We start from the raw sequence: 19,520 nt of genomic DNA, 5'->3' as shown, positions 1-19,520 counted from the left end.
GCAAATTACGGGTAGCCGGTCGATTTCGAGGGTCTTCACCCGATCTGTTGCAGCCGTGCCACGTTGTAGTAACATGCCTACAGTCGAGCCTGCGAAACGTAGGTTTGTAGAGCAGTGGGAACGCTAGCGTGAAGGTCATGACCAGCCGGGAATTCAACCAGGATGTCAGCCTGGCGAAGCGTGCCGCGCGACTCGCGCCGGTGTGGATCACCGACCGCGGCACGCCGACTCACGTGCTGCTGAGCATCGAGGCGTTCCAGCGCCTGTCGGGTGCGCGCGAGACAATCGTCGACCTTCTGGCGATGCGCGACGATGATACCGCGCCGCTCGACCTGTCGGCGGATGGTGCTGCGTGGACCGGTCCGCGCTGATGTTCCTGCTCGATACCGATGTGGTGGCCGAACTCCGACGGGGGACACAGGCCGACGCGGCGGTGGCGGCATGGGCCGGCACGCTCGCGCCCGAGCAGCTTTTCCTTTCAGCCGTGTCGTTGATCGATCTCGAGAATGCCGCAATACGCCGGGCGCCGCGCGACAAGGCTCAGACCGCGCGGGTGCAACGCTGGATCGACGAACAGGTGCTGACCGCCTTTGCAGGGCGCATCGTCCCGCTTGATGCGGCGATCATCGCCCGCAGGCGTGCGGTGACGGTGTCCGACCCGCGCGACGCGCTCGTCGCCGCCACCGCGCTCGACCGCGGCATGACGCTTGCCACGCGTCGTACCGCGGCGTTCAAATCCCCGAAGCTCAAGCTGCTCGACCCGTGGCAGTGGACCGCGGAGGACGACCTCGACTGGCGTCGCGCCAGCCGAACCGAGCCGCACTGGCTCAAGACGCTGTTCGTGCGCGCCTGACGTGGCTAGGATCACATCATGACAGCCACGCGGAGGATCCTGATCGTTGGTGGCGGGACCGCCGGCTGGCTGGCGGCGGCCTACCTTGCCAAGGCGCTTGCCTGTTCTCCAGCGGGCGCGGCGCAGATCACCTTGCTCGAATCGCCCGAAGTCGGGATCGTCGGCGTCGGGGAAGGCACCTTCCCCACGATCCGCGCGACGCTCAAATTCCTCGGCATCGACGAAGGCGAGTTTTTGCGCGAGACGTCGGCGACGTTCAAGCAGGGCATCCGGTTCGTCGACTGGCTGCACGCGCCCGACGGCGACACGCGGCACGAATATCTCCATCCGTTCGAGGCCCCCACCCATAGCGATCTCGGCAGCCTTGCCCCCTATTGGCTCGCACAGGATCCCCGCATGCGCGATACGTTCGCCGAAGCCGTCACGATCCAGAGCCGCGTCGGTGCCGCCGGGCGCGGTCCCAAGGCCTCGCGGGACGATCCGTTCGATGGGCCGCTGGCCTATGCCTATCATTTCGATGCGGTGAAATTCGCGGCGTTGCTGGCGCGCCATGCGACTGCGGGGGGCGTGACGCACCTCAGTGATCTGGTCACGCGTGTCGATGTCGGCCCCGACGGGCGCATTGCGGGGGTGGCGACGCGCGATAACGGTGTGCTCGACGCCGACCTGTTCATCGACTGCAGCGGGTTTCGTGCCGAACTGATCGGCGGGGCGCTCGGTGAGCCGCTCAGGTCGGTCCGCGCGCACCTGTTCACCGACCGCGCGATCACCGCCAAGCTACCCTATGACCGGGCACGGTCCCCGCTCCCGAGTTTCACCGGTGCGACGGCCCATGAGGCGGGGTGGTTCTGGGACATCGGGCTCGCTCACGCGCACGGCGTCGGCTGCGTCTATTCCAGCGCGCATATCGACGATGCACGTGCCGCGGAGATCCTCCACGCGTACCTCGGCATGGAGCCCGGAAGTGTGCCGACGCGGCTACTCGAGTTCGAGCCCGGCTATCGCGAACGGCAGTGGATCGGCAATTGCGTTGCGGTGGGTCTTGCGGGCGGGTTCCTCGAACCGCTCGAGGCCACCGGAATCGTGATGATCGAAGCAGCGGTGGCAATGATCGCCGAGATGCTGCCGCACGGCGGGCCGATCGACGCCCCCGCCGCACGCTTCAACGCTTTGATGCGCGCGCGCTACGACAATGTCGTGACCTTCCTGAAGCTGCATTATTGTCTCAGCCGCCGCCGCGAACCGTTCTGGCGCGACAATGCCGATCGCGCGAGTTGGCCCGTCCGGCTGGGGGAGTTGATCGACCAGTGGCGCTATCGTGCGCCGGGACGGTTCGACCTTGCGCTCGACACCGAGACCTTCGCCTATTTCAACTATCAATACGTCCTTTACGGCATGAACGAGGATGCCGCCTTGCCGTCCGGCCTCAACCGGCTGGCGAACGCGGAAATGGCGGACCGACAGTTCGCGCGGATCCGGTCGCTCGGCGATCGGGCGAAACGCGAGCTGCTGCCCAACCGCGAATTGCTCGAAACGATCGGCGGCCAGGAAGCGCGAGCGCGACGGGGCTGAACGGGGTCGCCGATGACCCGGCTCATCGCGCCGGGGCGTAGCCGATCTTGGCGTTAGCCCATGTGACGAAATGGCGCATGTTGGGCGCATCGGTGTGCCCGCCGTCATGCTGGCGCCAGGCCAGTTCTCCTTCGAGCAGGTCGGTGCCCTGCGGCGGCATCTGCGCCGTACGGTAATCGTCGCCCCGCCCCAGATCACGCTTTCCGAGCAGCGTCCACGCACGTCCAGCGGCGACGGTTGCCATGTAGCTGCCCTGCTGGTCGAGCCAATTGGCGTCGCCCTGTTCGGGTACGCCGTAGCTGACGAAGGCAAGCCGCGGTGCCACCAGCGCGAGCAGTTGGTGCGAATCCACCGGCAGATCCCCCGCCGTCCTGCGACCGAGCCGACCGTTCTCGGTCCCGTATTTCAGGAAGTTGCCCGCCATCCAGTGATACTCCCCGGCGCTCGTCAGGTTCTCGACTTGTTCCCCGAAGTTGCGTCGGTGCGGCTTGACCCCGCCCTCCCCCGATGAACCGATCAGCACCATCGCGAACCGCTCGTCGAACGCCGCGGTGACCAACGCTGCCTTGCCCCAGCGCGATACGCCTTCGATGCCGACGTGCCGCGCGTCGACTTCGGGACGCTTGACGAGATAATCGAGCAACCGGCTTGCCCCCCAGCCCCATGCCCGCAACGCACCCCATTGTTCGGGCGTGCGCGGCGCACCGTCGTTGACGAGACCGATGATCCCCTCGCGCAGCCCCGCGCCGGTATCGGCCTGAATGGTGGCGGTATCGAGCAAGGCGACGCCCCAGCCGGCGGCAATCAATTGGGTGATGCGGTCGTCGCTAGGGGGTGGCGCAAAGAAGCCGCCGGGTTTGACAAGTTCAAACCCGGGATGCTTCGCGAAGATCGTCGAAAATGACGGATCGCGTGCAATCAGCGTCGCCTTCATCGCGGCGTCGAGCCGGGCAGCTTCGGCGGCGTCGGGTTGGCTAGGAGACGGATAGCGCGCGGGCCCGAACATCACGAGCAGAGGAACTGCACCCTTGGCATTGGCCGGCAGCACCAGTGTGGCGCGGATGTCGACCGCAAGCCCCGGCGCTGCACGGTTATCGACATGGCCGACGAGCTGTTGCGCCAATACCGGCCGGCCACCGAAATACTCGCGATCGACCGTATCGATCCGCCACGTCACGCCGGGTACGTTCGCCGGAATGCGCCCGTAAACTTCACGCTCGAACAGCTCGATCAGTTCCGGGCGGCGCGCCTGCCGCCAAATCGCGGCGGTCTTGACCGGCCGACCGTCTACCATCGTCAGCAGAGTTGGCCAGACTGGGTAAGGGTTGGCCTTTGCCTGATCGTAATTGGCGGAGTCCGCCGCAGCCGGATCGCCGTTCGCACCGGGACGCAGCTTGGCGATGCCAAGCTGGCGCATCATGTCGGCATGGTCCTGTACGGCCGTCCAGGGTCCCGCCGCAGTCGAAGCGGAGGCAAGCAACGCCGCAGCCAATATCCCCGCTATTCTCTTGCCCGACATCGTCCCCCCTCCGTGATCGCGCCGCCGCTCACCCGTTGGCGATACGACGCGATCAGCATCGGGCAGTTGGACGCGACCGGCAAGCCCCGCCGCCGTTTGGTCGCGTCAGAGGCCGAGACGCGACCGAATGGCGACTAGAGCGCGAGGTCCGGGTGCCGGTCGACCTTGACCCGCGTAGCCGCCGGCCGCGGAACGGTCGGGACGGTGACCGCGGGTGGGGCGATCGCGAGTTGCAGGGTGTTGGCGGTCGATTCCCATTGCTGCGCCAACCGCTCGGTCTGGTCGTTGAGCGCGATACCGTAGCTCGGCACGATGTCGCGTATCTTTGCCTGCCATTCCGGCGTGGCGAGCTTGGCCGGGAACACCTTCTTCAGCAGGTCGAGCATGATCGACGGCGCGGTCGATGCGCCGGGCGATGCACCCAGCAACGCCGCGATCGAGCCGTCCTTCGAGGAAACGATTTCAGTCCCGAGCTTCAGCACGCCGCCCTTCTTGGGATCGCGCTTGATGATCTGGACGCGTTGCCCCGCCTGCCACAGACGCCAATCGCCGTCCTTTGCGGTGGGCAAATATTCGCGCAGCGCGTTCATCCGGTCTTCCTGCGACATGATCAGCTGGCCAGCGAGATATTCGACCAGGTCGAAATCATCCCAGCCGACGGCAACCATCGGCCGGAAATTGTCGAGGGTCACCGACGCGGGCAGATCGAAATACGAGCCTTGCTTGAGGAACTTGGTCGAGAAGGTCGCGAACGGGCCGAACAGCAGCGCCTGCTTGCCATCGAGATAGCGCGTATCAAGATGCGGGACCGACATCGGGGGCGATCCGACCGCTGCCTTGCCGTACACCTTGGCAAGATGCCGGTGCGCAACCGCGGGGGTCTCGGTGACCAGGAACGATCCGCCCACTGGGAAGCCGGCATAGTCGTCGCCCTCGGGAATGCCCGACTTCTGCAGGATCGGCAGCGCGCCGCCCCCGGCACCCGCAAAGACGAAGCGCGCGTTGATGATGCGCTTGTCATCGGTCTTCCGGTTGCGCGCGGTGACCCGCCAGCTCTTGTCGGCATTGCGTTCGAGCGACCGGACTTCGTGCCCGGTGGTCAGCGTAACCCCCGGCTGCCCGCGCAGCGCGGTGATATACTGCCGCGTCACTTCGCCCCAGTCGCAATCCGTCCCCAGCGGCGAGCGCGTGGCGGCAAGCTTCATCGCCGGGCGCCCCTGCATCATCAGCGGCACCCATTTCGTGATCTGCGCGGGATCGGTCGAGAATTCCATGCCCGAGAACAGCGGGCTCGCCTGCAGTGCGGCGTGCCGCTTGCGCAGGAAGGCGACGTTGGCGTCGCCCCACACCAGGTTCATGTGCGGGGTCGAGTTGATGAACGACCGCGGGTTTTTGAGAACACCGGCCTCGACCTGATGGCTGAGGAACTGACGGGTGACCTGGAACTGCTCGTTGATCTCGATCGCCTTCGCGATCTCGACCTTACCATCGGCGGCGTTCACAGGGGTATAATTGAGCTCGCACAGCGCGGAATGCCCCGTGCCTGCGTTGTTCCAGCCGTTCGAGCTTTCGTCCGCGACCTGATCCAGCCGCTCGACGATCTCGATCGTCCAGCTCGGCTCCAACTGGCGCAGCAACACCCCGAGCGTCGCGCTCATGATCCCACCGCCGATCAGCAGCACGTCGACGGTTCGTTCGGCGGGGGCACCCGCCACATCGACCGGGAGCATCGCCGCACTGCCCGCGACCAGTGCCGAGCCGATCACGCCGCGTCGGGTAACGCCGGATTTTGCTGCGTCGGTAAGATTGTCGTCGTTTGGGCCGTTCCGGAGCGCCATGCTGTCGCCATCCTTCAAATCTTTGCATGCCGCATCGATCAAAAGCGATGGGCGCGCGGTTACACGCCGGTTTCAGAGGACGGCGCCACACTGACGCGCTCGACGGTCCGGAACCGTCGACGGCCACCGGGCCACGCACGAACGCGTGTCGAAAGACCTCTCCCAAAGCTATGGTTTCTCGACCAACTTCATTCGTAACGTGCGGCCGGTTTCAGCCCTTAAATGGGGCGTTTGGACGCTCGGCGCAAGCAAACCCTGCCCGATGGCCCGAAAAGGTCGGTCCGAATTGCCAATTTCGCGCCGCGTTCGGCGCGCTTCACAAACGCTATCCCCGCAAGGTGCGACGGTAGAAGTCCAGCGTCAGTGCTATCGATTGCAGGAACAACGCCGGATCGTAGCGCGGCCCCTCGTCCCGCAGGAACGCGTGCTGCGCATTCAGCTCATGCCATTCGTACGGCACGGCGGCGGCTTCGAGACCCGCCCTGATTGTTTCCCGCCCCGCGAACGGCACATGCGGGTCCTGCCGTCCCCACACGAACATCATTTCGGCTTTGAGGTCGCCGACGCGTGCCAGACTGTCGTCCGACTTGCCCTCGCCGAGCGAGCCGGAATGAATGTCGGTCGGATAGAAGCAGGCGGCAGCCGAGACGCGCGGGTCGAATGCCGCCCGATAGGCCAGATGGCCACCAAGGCAAACGCCGAACGTCGCGAGCTTGCCGTCACAGGCCGGGTGCGCGACGAGTGCGGTCAGCGCTGCTTCGGCGTCCGCATCGAACGCCGACAAGAGCTTGGTGATCTTGAGCGCATTACCGCGATCGGTGCCGGCCGGGTCGTACGCCAGCACGGTGCCGGCCGGTTCGTACTCATGATACACCTCGGGAACCGCAACCAGGTAGCCATTGCCCGCGATCATCGTCGCCAACCTGCGGATCGGCGCGGTTACCTGATAAATCTCTGAAAACAGCATTACGCCCGGGAACCGACCCTCGACCGCGGGACGAAAGACATGTGCCCGCATGGCGCCCGATCCGGGCACGTCGACAGTCAGCGTTTCGTCCGTGTGCACGATCATCGGCGACCCTTTCGTGGGGAAAGTGATGCCGCCGCCCGGTCCGGGCGATGGCATCACCGCCAATGCAGCAAACGCTGCGATGGTGCGAGCCCGGATCGGGCTCGCACCAAATCGTATCAGTTGCGCAGCGAGTCGGGAACGACGCCACCGTTTTCGGCCAGCCTCGCCATCACGGCCTTATGCAGCGCGATATTCTGTTCCGGGGTGCCATCGGCACCGGCATGGACGCCGAGCTCGCTCCCCAGTTCCTTGCGGGCAGTGAGGCTGGAATCGAGGTCGAGCAGCTTCAGCAGGTCGACGATCGACGACTGATAGTTGCCGCCGCCATCCTTCATCGATGCCATCTCGGACAGGACCGCGCCGACGTCGACCGCCTGCGTTGGCTCTGGTGTCGCGGGGGTCGGTGCGGCAGCGGGTGCCGGGGCTGCGGCCGGGGTAGGTGCGGCCTGCGCGGGCGCTGCGGCGGCAGGCGCTGCGGCCTTTGCCGAACCGTGGTGGAAGATCTTGCTCATGATATTGCCGAAAATGCTCATTCGGATCACTCCTCGAAATAGCCTGCGAAACGGCGATTGCCGTGCCCGGCGTTAACGGCGCAACGGGTGCAAAGGTCCAGACGACCGCATCTCCGGTCGATCAAAACGTCGCGTCGGTTGATGCATCCGCGGGAACGTCCCTTGCCAGCGGTGGTTGAGGACGCGTGCCGATTAGGTTCGCGACAGGAGGAACGTCCATGAAGACGCCATATATTGCTTTGTTATCCGCTGGAACGCTCGCCTTGGCGGCGTGCGGTCAGAAGACGACCACCACCGAAAACACGACCGCCACGACGACCAACACCGAGATGACGACCGCAACGACGGTCGCGCCGAGCGCAGGCCAGACCTTCGCGAACACGGCGGCGGCAAGCGATGCGTTCGAGATCGCGACGTCGCAGATGGCGCTGACCAAGTCGTCGTCGGCTTCGGTCAAGAAGTATGCGCAGAAGATGATCGACGCACACACCCAGTCGACCGCCAAGCTGACCACCGCCGTCAGCGGCCTGACGCCGCCGATCGCGCCGGATGCGACGTTGAGCGCCACGCAGCAGCAGACGGTAGACTCGCTCAAGAGCAAGTCGGGTGCCGATTTCGACACGGCTTATATCGCGGCGCAGACGGCAGGACACCAGCAGACGCTCGACGCGCTCAAGTCCTATGCGGCGACCGGCGATGTTCCGGCCCTGAAGACGTTCGCGTCGACCCTGGTGCCGACCGTGACCGCGCATCTGAACATGGCGAAGGGCCTGAAGGCCTGACGCAAAGACGACGCGGGACCGCGGTCCCGCGTCGCTTCGCCTCGTGCTCTACCGATGCCGACGTAGGCACCGGTAGAGCCAGGTTGACCTAGAAGTTGAAGCGCACACCGACGCGATAGGTGCGACCGATGATGTCGTACAGCGCGGGATTGGCATTGAACGGCGAGCGGGCCGGATCCTTGTCGAACAGATTGTCGACCTTGAAATAACCGCTGACCTTCTTGGTGAAATTATAGGTTCCCCCGATATCGATGTAGAACGACCCGGGCATGAAGCGCGTGTCGACGGTCGGCGCGTTGGGGGTCGAGAGCGGGCAACTGCCGGGCGCACATTCGACATATTGATCGCCGATGGTGCCGTCGCTGAACCAACGTTCCTGCACCAGCAGGCTGAACTGGTCGTTCTCGTAGGTTTGCACCGCCAGCCATTTCCAGTCCGGCGTCGAGCCAAGGTTCACGCCTGCACCGTCGGTCGGGATCGTGCCCGGCAAGCCGGTGTCGGTGATGAATTCCCGAATATGTGTGGCAAGACCGCGCACCGTGAAATTGCCCGGCAAGCCAAGCGGGCGCTGCCAACGATAGCTCGCCTCGATGTCGAACCCGCTCGTCTTGATCGACGCGAGGTTGAACGACTGGACGTTGACGAAGTTGGGGCCATCCTGGTTGTTCAGATTATACGCGCTGCACGTCTCGGGCAGGATGTTGCGGAAGCACAGATCGACGATCTGCGCCGCGCCGAGGCTGGAGACGACATCGTCAATTTTGATCTTGTAGTAATCGAACGAGATGCTGAAACCCGGAAGCCACGCCGGGTTGGACAGGACCGCACCGAACGACGTGTTGCGCGCGATTTCAGGTGTCAGATTGGGGTTGCCGACCTGGTTCTGGATCGCGACGACGTTCACGTTGCGCACCGGATCGAGGAAGTTGGGAAGCGTGGTCGTGACCGGCGCAGCGAACAGCTCCGACAGGTTAGGCGCACGCACGTCGCGCGACGTCACCGCCCGCAGGCGAAGGCCGTTGATCGGCGTGTCCCAGGTGCCGCCGATCTTCCACGTCCACGCGGTGCCGGACGTGCTGTATTCGGTCACACGCGCCGCACCGTTGAGGTTGGCACGCCCGAGCGTTTCGGAATTGATGATCGGAAGATCGAGCTCGGCATAGGCTTCCTTGACGTCGAACGCGCCGTTGCCGTTCTTGTAATTGCCTGCATACCAGTTGTTGCCGCCCGCCAGCAGGGTCGGATCCGCCGGATATTCTGCCGTGTTCGGGCTGATGCTGCTTACCCCGGCGCCATAGGCGTCGGCGCGTACCGTGTAATATTCCTTGCGATACTCGCCACCGAACGCGACCGCGAGCGGCCCGGCCCACAGATCGATCGGCGATCCGGAGAAGTTGACGCTGACGACGTCCTGCGTCAGCCGCATCCGCTGTAACGGGCCGTTCGCCGGGCTGACATATTCCTTGGCTGCGGCCGAAGGCTCCGCCCCGCCGAAGATGTTGATTGGCTGGCACCCATTCGCCCGCGCAACCGCGCTGGCGCAGACGATCGCGCCGTTCAGCTCGACCGCTTGGATCGCCTGGTTGAAGTGCGGGGTGAGCAGGACGTTGTTGACGTCGACCGCGATGTTGTTGATGCCGCGCTCGTAATAAGCGTCGTAGGTCCACTTCGATCCGCCGATCGACACCTTGCCCTTCGCGCCGACGACGTAGCGATACTGGCGACGATCCGTGAACACCCGCGTGTTGGGCAGGATCGCGTTGCTGGTGCCATATTGGAAGCTGGTGATCCCGGCGGTTGCGCACGCCGCCTTGACCGAAGCGGGCACATACGGATTGGCGCATTGCATCGTCAGCCCCGGGCGGTTGGCCCCGTTGGTCGGCTGGTTGTTGGTCGTCACCTGCGCGACGTTGACGGTGGCGTAAATTTCGTTGTCGTCGGCAAAGTCATAGCCGATCCGACCATAGCCCACGACGCGCTGGATCGCGGATTGCAGCGACCGGCCGGTGTCGATGTTGCCCGACGTGTCGCCACCGACGCAGAAGCCCGGATAGCAACCATTGACCGTACCCGCCGCGTTGCGGGCCGGCGTTCCGTTCGATCCGTACTGGAAGGCGAACGGTGCGCCATTCTTGTCGAACGCTGTTCCCTGCAATGGCCCTGCGGTGATCAGGCCGTATTTGGTGAAGCCGGTGCTCTGGACGTTGTCGAGCAACAGATATTGCGGTGATCCGTCATTGACGACGTTGCGGTTGACCAGCGAGGTTTGCGTGAACCACGTGCGTCCCCCGGCGAGACCCAGTCCGAAGTCCCCTGCCCCGACGCCTTCCTCCTTGGCGAATTCGCCGCTGGCGACGACATGCAGCCGATCGTTGAAGAAGCTGCGTCCGGCGGCAAGCTGGATCAGGCCCTGCGCATTGTCGCCGTACGTCGTAATGCCGCCCTGGACATTGCCCTTGATGCCCTTGAACCGCGTATCGGTGATGAAGTTGACGACGCCGCCGACCGCATCCGACCCGTAGGAAGCCGACGCGCCACCGTTGACGACGTCGACGCGCTGGATCAGCAATTGCGGGAACTGGCTGACGTCGGTCACGCCGGTGTAATAGGCACCGACCACCCGCTGTCCGTCGAGAAGCGTCAGGGTGCGGATCGGTCCGAGACCACGCAACGACAGCGAACTCAGCCCTTGCTGGCCGCTGGAGGTGCTGAAGGTGTTGGTTGCGGATCCGCTCGACCCTTGCAGCGACGGTAGCTGCGCGATCGTCGTGAAGACGTTGGGTTGCGCATTGCCCTGGATCTGCGCGGCCCCGATCACGGTGGTCGGCGTCGGCGCGGCGAACCCGTTGGAAACGATGCGCGAGCCGGTGACGACGATGTCGCCACTATCACCGCTGGCGGCGTCGGGCGCGGTTGCAGCCGTCGGGTCGACCGTGCCGGGCGGGACTTGCGCGGCAGGTGGTGCAACCGGCGCCGGCGTGGGATCGGGCGCGGTGGTTCCTTCGGCGACCTGGCCGAATGCCGCGGTCGCGCTCATCGCGCAGGACAGTGCAAGGATGCCTGCGGACAGACGGACGCGCTGGCGCAGCGCATCCATTCCGCCTGGTCGGGCCATGGCCGGCGCGCCTTCCCCCGTTGCCACGTTGAAGGTCCGTCGTGAAATGTGCGTCCGTCGGGCCGTTTTCATGGCACCTCTCCCCGTTGTGATTGACGATCAGCGCTTTTACGCCTGGTATTCCACGTCATTGACGACGTTTGCCGTCAGCTACGTTAACGTTACCGCGCCGTCGTATTGAGTCGCGTTACTCTAGTCAATAGTCGGAGTTGATCGACAACTGAGGGATGGATTATCGCAAAACTTCCGGTAAGGAGAATGCTTGTCGGTGGTGGATATTGACGGTTAGCGCTGGCTTGAAGCGTGAAGCGCGACATTCGCCGTAGTGTCCGATAACGTTAACGTATAAGGGGTGACATGGAGGAGGAATCCGCAGCCGGTCAGGGCCGAATGAGGCGTCCTTTCCCTTACATCCGCTGGACGATCATCGCTGTGTTCGTCGGTGCGATGATCCTGAATTATCTGGCGCGATCGGTGCTGGGTGTCGCGGCACCCGTCATCCTGATTGAACAGGGCATATCGAGCGAACAATATAGCTGGGTGACCAGTGCGTTCCAGTTGGGCGTGATGTTCCAGCCGCTGATCGGCTATTTCCTCGATGGCTTCGGTCTGCGTCTTGGCTTTACGCTTTGCGTCGCGATCTGGTCGCTGATCACGATCGCGCATGTGCTGGCACAAGGCTGGTTCTCCTTTGCCGGCCTTCGGCTTGCGCTGGGTCTTGCGGAGGGATCGGCGCAACCGGCGGGCCAGAAGCTGATTGCCGAATGGTTTCCCGCGCGCGAACGCGGGGTGGCCGGCGGGATCTACAATATCGGCGCGTCCTTCGGCGCGGTGCTTGCGCCGCCGCTGATTGCCTGGGCGGTGATGACGCAAAGCTGGCGGCTGGCCTTCGTGGTGACCGGCGGGCTCGGGCTCGTCTGGTGCGTCGCGTGGTTGCTGTGGTACCGTGTCCCGGCACGGCACCCACGGCTCGGCAGTGACGAGCGCCGTCATATCGAGGCGGGACAAGTCGCCCGTCCCACCGGCACCAGAAAGCGCCAGCCAATCGGCGCGTTGCTCCGTCGGCGCAATCTGTGGGGCATCGCGCTACCCCGCTTGCTGGCTGATCCTGTATGGGGGATGCTGTCCTTCTGGATGCCGCTGTACCTTGCGCGCGAACGTGGGTTCGACCTTGCGCAGATCGCGATCTTTGCGTGGCTCCCCTTCCTTGCCGCCGACCTGGGATGCCTTTTCGGCCCTGGGGTCGTTGCGCTCCTGCAACGACGTGGCGTATCCCTCATCGATGCCCGGCGATGGGCCTTCACGCTTGGCGCGGTGATGATGATGGGAATGGCGTTCGTCGGACTGGCAACCAACCCGTATGTCGCGATTGCCTTGCTGTGCCTCGGCGGGTTTGCCCACCAGACGCTGTCGGTGACCGTCATCACCATGGCATCCGACCTGTTCCACCGCGAAGAAGTCGCGACCGTGACGGGCATCGCTGGCCTTGCCGCCAATCTCGGCGTGCTGGTCTTCACGCTGTCGCTCGGTCGACTGGTCGATCAGGTCGGCTATGTTCCGTTCTTCATCGTATTGGGCGTGCTCGATCTGATCGGTGCCGCCATCCTCTGGACCTTGGTGCGCAAACCCGCATGACGCAGCTTCGTAATCCCGTACTTCGTGGCTTCAATCCCGACCCGTCGATCGTCCGGGTCGGCGACGACATCTATATCGCGACGTCCACCTTCGAATGGTATCCGGGCATCCAGATCCACCATAGCCGGGATCTGGTCCACTGGCGGCTGGCGACGCGACCGCTGACGCGTGCGACCCAGCTCGACATGCGTGGAGACCCCGATTCGTGCGGTGTCTGGGCTCCTGACCTGAGCCATGCCGATGGACGGTTCTGGCTCGCCTACACCGACGTCAAGCGCTACGGACAGACGACCGTCAACGGCGCATCGGGCGCATCTTTGCGCGATTTCCACAATTATCTCGTGACGTGCGACACGATCGACGGCGAATGGTCCGATCCCGTCTTCCTCAACAGCAGCGGCTTTGACCCGGCGCTGTTCCACGACGACGATGGCCGGACGTGGTTGCTCAACATGCTGTGGGATCACCGCCCGGGGCACCCGCGGTTCGGGGGTATCGTCGTTCAGGAACTGGATCGCGCGACGTTGCGATTGATCGGCGAACGCCACACGATCTTTCACGGCACCGACATCGGGTTCACCGAAGGGCCGCATCTGTACAAGCGCGATGGCTGGTATCACCTGCTCGTTGCGGAGGGCGGCACCGGATGGGACCATGCGGTCACAATGGCACGGTCGCGCTCGCTGTTCGGGCCGTACGAAGTCCACCCGGACGTCGCGGTGCTGACCGCTGCCGGACGCCGCGACGGACCGCTGACACGCGCTGGGCATGCCGACCTGATGGACCTCGCGGACGGGACGACCTGGATCGCGTATCTGTGCGGGCGACCGCTGCCGACCCGCGAACGCTGCATGCTGGGACGCGAAACCGCGTTGCAGCCGATGGTCTGGGGTGACGACGGCTGGCTCCGGACGGTCGCTGGCGATGCGATGCCCGACGCCGAGCCAGCGGCACCGTCACTGCCCCCCGCCCCGTGGCCGGTTGCCCCTTCCGATGACCGGTTTGACACCGATACGTTGCCGCCCGAATTCCAGTGGCTGCGGACACCCGAGCCCGATGCGCTGTTCAGCCTGACCGCACGGCCGGGCTTCCTGCGGCTGTACGGCCGCGAGACGGTCGGGAGCCATTTCGCCCAAGCGCTCGTCGCGCGGCGTCAGGAGCACTTGTCCTATTCCGCCACGACGCGGATCGATTATGCGCCGACCCATTTCCAGCAGGCGGCGGGGCTCATCTGTTATTACAACGCCACCAAATTCCATTACCTAAACGTCACGCACGATGGCTCCACGCGGCAATTGCAGGTGATGACCGCATCGCCGGATACCGGAAGCTGCAGCGTCATCACTGTGGTCGATCATTTGCCCGATGGGGTGATCGATCTGCGCGTCGATGTGGATCTCGACCGGCTCCGTTTTGCCTGGCGGCTAGGCGACCTGGGCGAGCCGATCGATGCAGCGGACTGGACGTGGTGCGACCGCGTTCACGATGCGAGCATCCTCTCGGACGAGGCATCGTTGCCCGGCCTGCCCAATTTTACGGGCACTTTCGTCGGCATGGCGTGCCAGGATATGGCCGGCACCGCCCTCCCCGCGGACTTCGCCTTCTTCCGCTACGAAGGGCGCGACGACTAGGATCGAGGGTTCCGTCGTCGCGCGGTCAATCCCGCCGTGGCACCGCCGTCGATTGGCGGCGGACGATGCGGTGCGGCAGCACCCGGTCGATCCGATCCGACGGACGCGCTGGAGCGGCAATCTCGGTGACGAGCAGACCCAGCGCCTCCGCCGCCAGTTGACGGACCGGCTGATGCACCGTGGTCAGCGGCGGCCACAAGGTCACTGCTACGGTGGTATCGTCGAACCCCACGACGGTCAGTTCGCCGGGAACGCCCAGTTGCCGCCGATGCGCGACTGACACGATTGCCGCCGCCATGTCGTCGTTGCTCGCGAAGATGGCAGTCGGCGGCTGGGGCGCGTCGAGCAGTTGCTCGCCCGCCACCAGCCCGGAGGCGTAGCTGAAATCACCCTGCGCGACGGTGGTATGGATCCCGTCGCTTTCGCGCACCGCCGCATGAAACCCCGCCAGGCGTTCCGCGCTTGCCGCCTGATCGGGGTTGCCGACGACGAAGCCCAGGTTCCGGTGCCCCAGGGCGATCAGGTCGCGGGTCATTTCATACGCACCCTGACGATCGTCGATCCGCACGCAGATCGCCCCCGCAACCTGATGCGCGCCGACCGACGCGATCGGGACCCCTGCGTCCCGCAAGACCCGCAAGACCGTCGGGGATTCGCTCAACGGGGGCGTGAGGATCACGCCCGATACGCCCGACGTTCCCAACGCCTCGATCGCCTCGAGCGGGGGCGCCCGCCCGCCCTCGCCCTTGACGAGAATCAGCCGCGCGCCGCGGGCCGATGCCTCCTCGAATACGCCAGTCAGGAAGTCGCTCATGAACGCCGCGCTGGGATTGGAATAGACGACGCCGATCCGCAATTCGGTCGACGTGACAAGGTTCCGGGCGGTCTGGTTGGGGCGATAGCCCAGTTCGCGAATGGCGTCGTTGACGGTCGCGCGCGTGTCCGGCCCCACACCCGGCTGACCATTGATGACGCGCGACACCGTCATCGCGGAGACGCCGGCCTTTGCCGCCACGTCCACGATCGTCGTGTTGCGTCCGGGTGCCGCCTTCCGTGCCAAGTTCGCTCGCCCTCACCCTAACCCCGATGCCTCGTGCCTAGCCAATTTCCACAGCGGAGCAACAGGGATCGGGCACCGTGACGCGCGATGGCGATCATGCGCGCGAGCGACGCGTGCCTGCCGCGCCATGCAACGATCCCGGGCTACCATCGTTTGCGGGACTTCCCCCCGGTAAATCGAAGGACCGATATGTTCGGACACACGAAAAAGGTACGTTACGCCGTCGTCGGCGGCGGCCAGATCTCACAGCAGGCATTCATGCCCGGCGTTGCGCGGACCGACAATTCCGAGATGACCGCGCTGGTCACGGGCGATCCGGTCAAGGCCGACAAGCTCGCCAAGCTCTACAGCATCAAGGCCTGGTCCTACGACGACTATGACGCGCTGCTCAAGTCAGGCGAGATCGATGCCGTCTACATCGCGACCCCGAACTTCCTGCACCTGCAATATGCGGTGCCGGCACTGGAGGCCGGGATCCATGTCCTGCTCGAAAAGCCGATGGCATCGAGCGTGGCGGAAGCCGAACAGATCATCGCGGCACAGCAAAAGGGCGGCGCCAAGCTGATGATCGCGTATCGCCTGCATAACGAGCCCGGCACGGTCGACATGATCACGCGTGCCCGCAACGGCGACTTCGGGGACTTGCGCAGCTTCGTGTCGGTCTTCGCACAGAATGTCGCAGAGGCGAACTCGCGCGGCCATAACGGTTATTGGGGCGGCCCGGTGCCGGACATGGGCACCTATCCGCTGAACGCAGTGCGCAACCTGTTCGGCCAGGAACCCATTTCGGTTCACGCGGTCGGCATCAAGTCACCGGGGCGCGGGTTCAACTTCCATGACACGGTCGCCGTCACCTTGGGGTTCGCGGACGCGCGCGTCGCGCAGTTCACCGTCAGCTATGCCACGGCGTCGTCGGAATTCTTTGAGCTGGTCGGGACCGAGGCGAGCATCCACGCCAATCCCGCGTTCATGTTCGGGCCGAAGGTCGGCATCGCCTATGTCGAGCGTACCGCGGACGGCAGCAAGGAGCACAGCTTCGACCCGGTCGAACAGTTCGGCAACGAGACGCAGTATTTCTCCGACTGCATCCTGAAGGATCTGCATCCGGAAGCCGATGGCGAGGAAGGTCTGATGGACATGCGGGTCCTCGCAGCGATCGAGCAATCGCTCGAGCAGGGCGAAACCATCACGCTCGAACCCGCAACGCGCAGCCGGCGGGTCGAGGCGGACCAGGCGCTCAAGCTGAAGCCCGCCAAGCAGCCCAGTGAAGACGAAATGATCAGCATCATTCCCCAGTCCGCCTGACACCATCGGATATGCGCGTCCGTCCGTGGCTCAATGGAGGTACGGACGGACGCGCAGATCGCAGAACGAACACAGTATCCCGCAAGAACCATGCTGGTCGCGTTGCCGCGGCATCAACGCGTGTTTATGGCGATGGTGATGCCATCCCCAATGTTCCTGCTCCGAGCGATCCTCGCGGTGCTGCTCGTCATGACCGGAGCGGCTGCACTTGCGCAGACCCCGTCGGTCGCCGCCCTCTCGCAACAGCTCGGACGCGCGGAGACCGAGTTGCGCGCAGTGGACGGACAGCTCGACGAGCGTGTCGATGCCGACGACCAGAAAACGCTCCGCAATCGCACGCTGGCCGCGCAACAAATCGCCACCGACGTGACCGAGCAATTGCGGCAGCAGCAGACGTTGATCGATGCACGGATCGCCGGGCTTGGGCCCGTTACCGCGGGCGTTTCCGAACCGGTCGAGATCAGCACACAACGGACGGTCCTCGCGCGCCAACGCTCATCGATCGACTCCGCGATCAAGCGGGGCGGGCTGGCCAACGTCGAAGCGGAACAGTTGATTGAGGAACTCGACCGTAGTCGAGCGCAACAGTTCAACGAGAAGATCACCGCCAAGGTCGCCTCTCCCCTCACACCCGCCTATTGGCGCGCAATCGTCCAGGCACTGCCACGAGATCTCCGCCGTACCGAGTTGTTCCTGGCGCAAGGCACCCGCCAGATCGGCGCGCAATGGCATGGCAGCTTGCCCTGGCCGATGATCCTCGGGATTTTGCTGGGGCTGGTCCTGTTGTTCCCGGTACGGGTTCGCGCACGACAGTTCGGACAACGCCTCCTGGTCGAAGGTGCGCCCGGACACCGGGTTCGTCGATCGGCCAACGCGATGTGGCGCGTGTTTGTGGGAACGCTTGCGCCGCTGCTCGCCGCGGTCGCACTGGTGCAGGGACTGCGCTGGTCGGGGCTGCTCCCGACGCGGTGGAGCAGTGTCCTCGACGCGTTCGTCATGACGATCGGGTTCAGTGCCTATACCGCAGCCGTTTGCGGCGCGCTGCTGATGCGCAACGGGGCTTCGTGGCGCGTCGCCCCGCTCGACGATGATACCGCCTCGGCGTTGCGACCGCTCTCCTGGGTATTGGCGGGGCTCTCGTTCGCAAGCATCCTGCTCAGCGCGATCACGACCGCGATCGGAACGAGCCAGCCGGCACTTGTGGCGACGCAGACGCTCAATGCGTCGCTACGTCTGGTGCTGATCGCCGTCTTCCTGATCGTACTGGGTCGGCTGCGGGCCAAGCGGGCGGGCACCGAGCCGATCGAATACGTCAAGACGAGCGCAGGGATCGGTCTTGGAACCTTGCTCGCCTGGGCGCTGGTCGCGTTTGCGTTCGTCGCGCTGCTGCTCGGCTATATCGCCCTCAGCCTGTTCATCGCCTGGGTGGTGTGCTGGGCGACGATCCTGGGGACCACCCTGTATCTGCTGATGGCCGCGGTGGACGACGTGTCGACGAGCATGTTCGTGCGGGACAGCCCGCTCGGCGTGACCGTCACCCGCGCGCTGGGGGTGCGGCCGAGCATGGTCGACCAGTTCGGCGTGCTGCTTTCGGCGGTGCTGCGGATTGCGCTTGTCCTGCTGGCGCTGGGTTTGCTGGCGACCCCGTTCAGCGGCGGCAACGGGATCGGCACGATGTTCGGCCGGCTCGGCGTGCTTGCGCAAGGCGTCGAGTTCGGCGGCGTGTCGATTTCCCCGGCCAATATCCTGCGGGGGATGATCGTGCTGTTCGTCGGCCTGGCGCTCGTCCGCGGCTTCATGGGCTGGCTGGAGACGCGCTATCTGCCGATCACCGACCTCGACGGCAGCGGGCGAAATTCGGTCAGCCTCGTCGCGCGCTATGTCGGGATCGCGCTGGCGTTCATCTGGGCGCTGGCGTCGCTCGGCATCGGCGTCGAACGCGTGGCCTTGCTGTTGTCGGCTTTGTCGGTCGGGATCGGCTTCGGTCTGCAGGCGATCACGCAGAACTTCGTGTCGGGGCTGATCCTGCTGGCGGAACGCCCGATCAAGATCGGCGACCTCGTTCGGGTTGGAACCGATGAAGGCGACGTCAAGCGGATCAGCGTACGTTCGACCGAGATCGAACTGGCGGACCATTCGACGCTGATCGTCCCCAATTCCGAACTGATCACAAAATCCGTGCTCAACAAGACGATGGCCAACCCGCTGGGGCGCATCCAGATCCAGTTCTCGGTCCCGCTCGACAGCGACGCCCAGGCGGTCAGGACGATGGTGCAGGAAGCCTTTGCGGGCGAGAGTGCGGTTCTGTCGGACCCTGCCCCCGCGGTGTTCATCGACGGTCTCGTCAATGGGCGGATCACGTTCAATTGCTTCGGCCATGTCGCACACCCGCGTGCCGCGTACAGCGCCCGTAGCGCAGTGCTGATGACCCTGCTGCAACGCTTCCGCGTAGAAGGCATCGACATCGGCACGATCCCGCAGCGGATCGAACTGGTAGCAGCGAACCGACCGCTGGTTGAACCCGAAGCCTGAAACCGTCGCTTTTCCTTTGGGTTTTCGCGGTGAAGCGATACTCTCCGATCGGCTCCTGTATCGAACCGCGTCATCGTCCCCTCGCGATCAGGAG

The 19,520-nt window shown here is 64.7% G+C and carries 14 protein-coding genes; 8 read left to right on the top strand and 6 right to left on the bottom strand.

What is annotated here, in order from left to right; translation table 11 throughout:
• Window positions 1-137 precede the first annotated feature (137 nt).
• From AC3WJR_RS06195 to AC3WJR_RS06185, 3 genes are read left to right on the top strand one after another with little or no spacing between them, the layout of a single operon-like run.
• A complete protein-coding gene (locus AC3WJR_RS06195; RefSeq protein ID WP_492723200.1) occupies window positions 138-371 on the top strand; it encodes a type II toxin-antitoxin system Phd/YefM family antitoxin in 234 nt (77 codons plus the stop codon).
• Window positions 353-853: a PIN domain-containing protein gene (locus AC3WJR_RS06190; RefSeq protein ID WP_492723198.1), complete on the top strand. Its 501-nt coding sequence runs from the start codon at window positions 353-355 to the stop codon at window positions 851-853. The genes AC3WJR_RS06195 and AC3WJR_RS06190 overlap by 19 nt, the downstream gene beginning before the upstream one ends.
• Window positions 854-871: 18 nt before the next feature.
• Window positions 872-2,425 (top strand): tryptophan halogenase family protein, encoded by a 1,554-nt coding sequence (locus tag AC3WJR_RS06185; protein ID WP_492723196.1) that lies wholly within the window; start codon window positions 872-874, stop codon window positions 2,423-2,425.
• A 22-nt stretch (window positions 2,426-2,447) separates the two neighbouring features.
• Here the strand turns inward: AC3WJR_RS06185 and AC3WJR_RS06180 are convergent, their stop codons facing one another.
• The 4 genes from AC3WJR_RS06180 to AC3WJR_RS06165 all read right to left on the bottom strand — a co-directional run bounded on the left by AC3WJR_RS06180 (window position 2,448) and on the right by AC3WJR_RS06165 (window position 7,387).
• Complete coding sequence (locus AC3WJR_RS06180) at window positions 2,448-3,944, bottom strand: glucuronyl esterase domain-containing protein (protein ID WP_492723194.1); 1,497 nt, start codon at window positions 3,942-3,944, stop codon at window positions 2,448-2,450.
• 134 nt (window positions 3,945-4,078) lie between these two features.
• A complete protein-coding gene (gene mqo, locus AC3WJR_RS06175) occupies window positions 4,079-5,782 on the bottom strand; it encodes a malate dehydrogenase (quinone) (protein ID WP_492723192.1) in 1,704 nt (567 codons plus the stop codon).
• A gap of 325 nt (window positions 5,783-6,107) precedes the next feature.
• Complete coding sequence (locus tag AC3WJR_RS06170; RefSeq protein WP_492724183.1) at window positions 6,108-6,908, bottom strand: dienelactone hydrolase family protein; 801 nt, start codon at window positions 6,906-6,908, stop codon at window positions 6,108-6,110.
• 62 nt (window positions 6,909-6,970) lie between these two features.
• Window positions 6,971-7,387, bottom strand: coding sequence for a DUF3597 family protein (locus AC3WJR_RS06165; protein ID WP_492723190.1), 417 nt, complete (start codon window positions 7,385-7,387; stop codon window positions 6,971-6,973).
• A gap of 197 nt (window positions 7,388-7,584) precedes the next feature.
• Between AC3WJR_RS06165 and AC3WJR_RS06160 the strand changes: the two genes are divergently transcribed.
• Complete coding sequence (locus AC3WJR_RS06160; RefSeq protein WP_492723188.1) at window positions 7,585-8,148, top strand: DUF4142 domain-containing protein; 564 nt, start codon at window positions 7,585-7,587, stop codon at window positions 8,146-8,148.
• An 88-nt stretch (window positions 8,149-8,236) separates the two neighbouring features.
• Here AC3WJR_RS06160 and AC3WJR_RS06155 read toward each other — a convergent pair whose 3' ends face one another.
• On the bottom strand, window positions 8,237-11,263 hold the full coding sequence (locus tag AC3WJR_RS06155) for a TonB-dependent receptor plug domain-containing protein (RefSeq protein WP_492723186.1): 3,027 nt from the start codon (window positions 11,261-11,263) through the stop codon (window positions 8,237-8,239).
• Between the two features lie 390 nt (window positions 11,264-11,653).
• On the opposite strand from AC3WJR_RS06155, the gene AC3WJR_RS06150 reads away from it, so the two are divergent.
• Window positions 11,654-12,898: an MFS transporter gene (locus tag AC3WJR_RS06150; RefSeq protein WP_492723184.1), complete on the top strand. Its 1,245-nt coding sequence runs from the start codon at window positions 11,654-11,656 to the stop codon at window positions 12,896-12,898.
• Window positions 12,895-14,529, top strand: a complete 1,635-nt coding sequence (locus tag AC3WJR_RS06145; RefSeq protein ID WP_492723182.1) for a glycoside hydrolase family 43 protein — start codon at window positions 12,895-12,897, stop codon at window positions 14,527-14,529. The genes AC3WJR_RS06150 and AC3WJR_RS06145 overlap by 4 nt, the downstream gene beginning before the upstream one ends.
• 25 nt (window positions 14,530-14,554) lie before the next feature.
• Here the strand turns inward: AC3WJR_RS06145 and AC3WJR_RS06140 are convergent, their stop codons facing one another.
• Window positions 14,555-15,589 carry a LacI family DNA-binding transcriptional regulator gene (locus AC3WJR_RS06140; protein WP_492723180.1) on the bottom strand — a complete coding sequence of 345 codons (1,035 nt, stop codon included), beginning with the start codon at window positions 15,587-15,589 and terminating at the stop codon, window positions 14,555-14,557.
• Between the two features lie 189 nt (window positions 15,590-15,778).
• Here AC3WJR_RS06140 and AC3WJR_RS06135 point away from each other — a divergent pair, with 189 nt between their 5' ends.
• Together AC3WJR_RS06135 and AC3WJR_RS06130 are read left to right on the top strand one after the other, a co-directional pair.
• A complete protein-coding gene (locus tag AC3WJR_RS06135) occupies window positions 15,779-16,894 on the top strand; it encodes a Gfo/Idh/MocA family protein (protein WP_492723178.1) in 1,116 nt (371 codons plus the stop codon).
• 150 nt (window positions 16,895-17,044) lie between these two features.
• On the top strand, window positions 17,045-19,426 hold the full coding sequence (locus tag AC3WJR_RS06130) for a DUF3772 domain-containing protein (RefSeq protein WP_492723176.1): 2,382 nt from the start codon (window positions 17,045-17,047) through the stop codon (window positions 19,424-19,426).
• Window positions 19,427-19,520 lie beyond the last annotated feature (94 nt).

This window comes from Sphingomonas sp. FW306-05-A, assembly GCF_058782275.1.
Note: the sequence above shows the minus strand (reverse complement) of the source record. Positions and strands in the feature narration are given on the sequence as shown.

Coding starts and splice junctions, on each gene's coding strand:
- mqo (WP_492723192.1), bottom strand. CDS start 5,782: ATGGCGCTCCGGAACGGCCCAAACGACGACAATCTTACCGACGCAGCA.
- AC3WJR_RS06130 (WP_492723176.1), top strand. CDS start 17,045: ATGTTCCTGCTCCGAGCGATCCTCGCGGTGCTGCTCGTCATGACCGGA.
- AC3WJR_RS06155 (WP_492723186.1), bottom strand. CDS start 11,263: ATGGCCCGACCAGGCGGAATGGATGCGCTGCGCCAGCGCGTCCGTCTG.
- AC3WJR_RS06195 (WP_492723200.1), top strand. CDS start 138: ATGACCAGCCGGGAATTCAACCAGGATGTCAGCCTGGCGAAGCGTGCC.
- AC3WJR_RS06145 (WP_492723182.1), top strand. CDS start 12,895: ATGACGCAGCTTCGTAATCCCGTACTTCGTGGCTTCAATCCCGACCCG.
- AC3WJR_RS06170 (WP_492724183.1), bottom strand. CDS start 6,908: ATGCCATCGCCCGGACCGGGCGGCGGCATCACTTTCCCCACGAAAGGG.
- AC3WJR_RS06135 (WP_492723178.1), top strand. CDS start 15,779: ATGTTCGGACACACGAAAAAGGTACGTTACGCCGTCGTCGGCGGCGGC.
- AC3WJR_RS06160 (WP_492723188.1), top strand. CDS start 7,585: ATGAAGACGCCATATATTGCTTTGTTATCCGCTGGAACGCTCGCCTTG.
- AC3WJR_RS06180 (WP_492723194.1), bottom strand. CDS start 3,944: ATGTCGGGCAAGAGAATAGCGGGGATATTGGCTGCGGCGTTGCTTGCC.
- AC3WJR_RS06150 (WP_492723184.1), top strand. CDS start 11,654: ATGAGGCGTCCTTTCCCTTACATCCGCTGGACGATCATCGCTGTGTTC.
- AC3WJR_RS06185 (WP_492723196.1), top strand. CDS start 872: ATGACAGCCACGCGGAGGATCCTGATCGTTGGTGGCGGGACCGCCGGC.
- AC3WJR_RS06165 (WP_492723190.1), bottom strand. CDS start 7,387: ATGAGCATTTTCGGCAATATCATGAGCAAGATCTTCCACCACGGTTCG.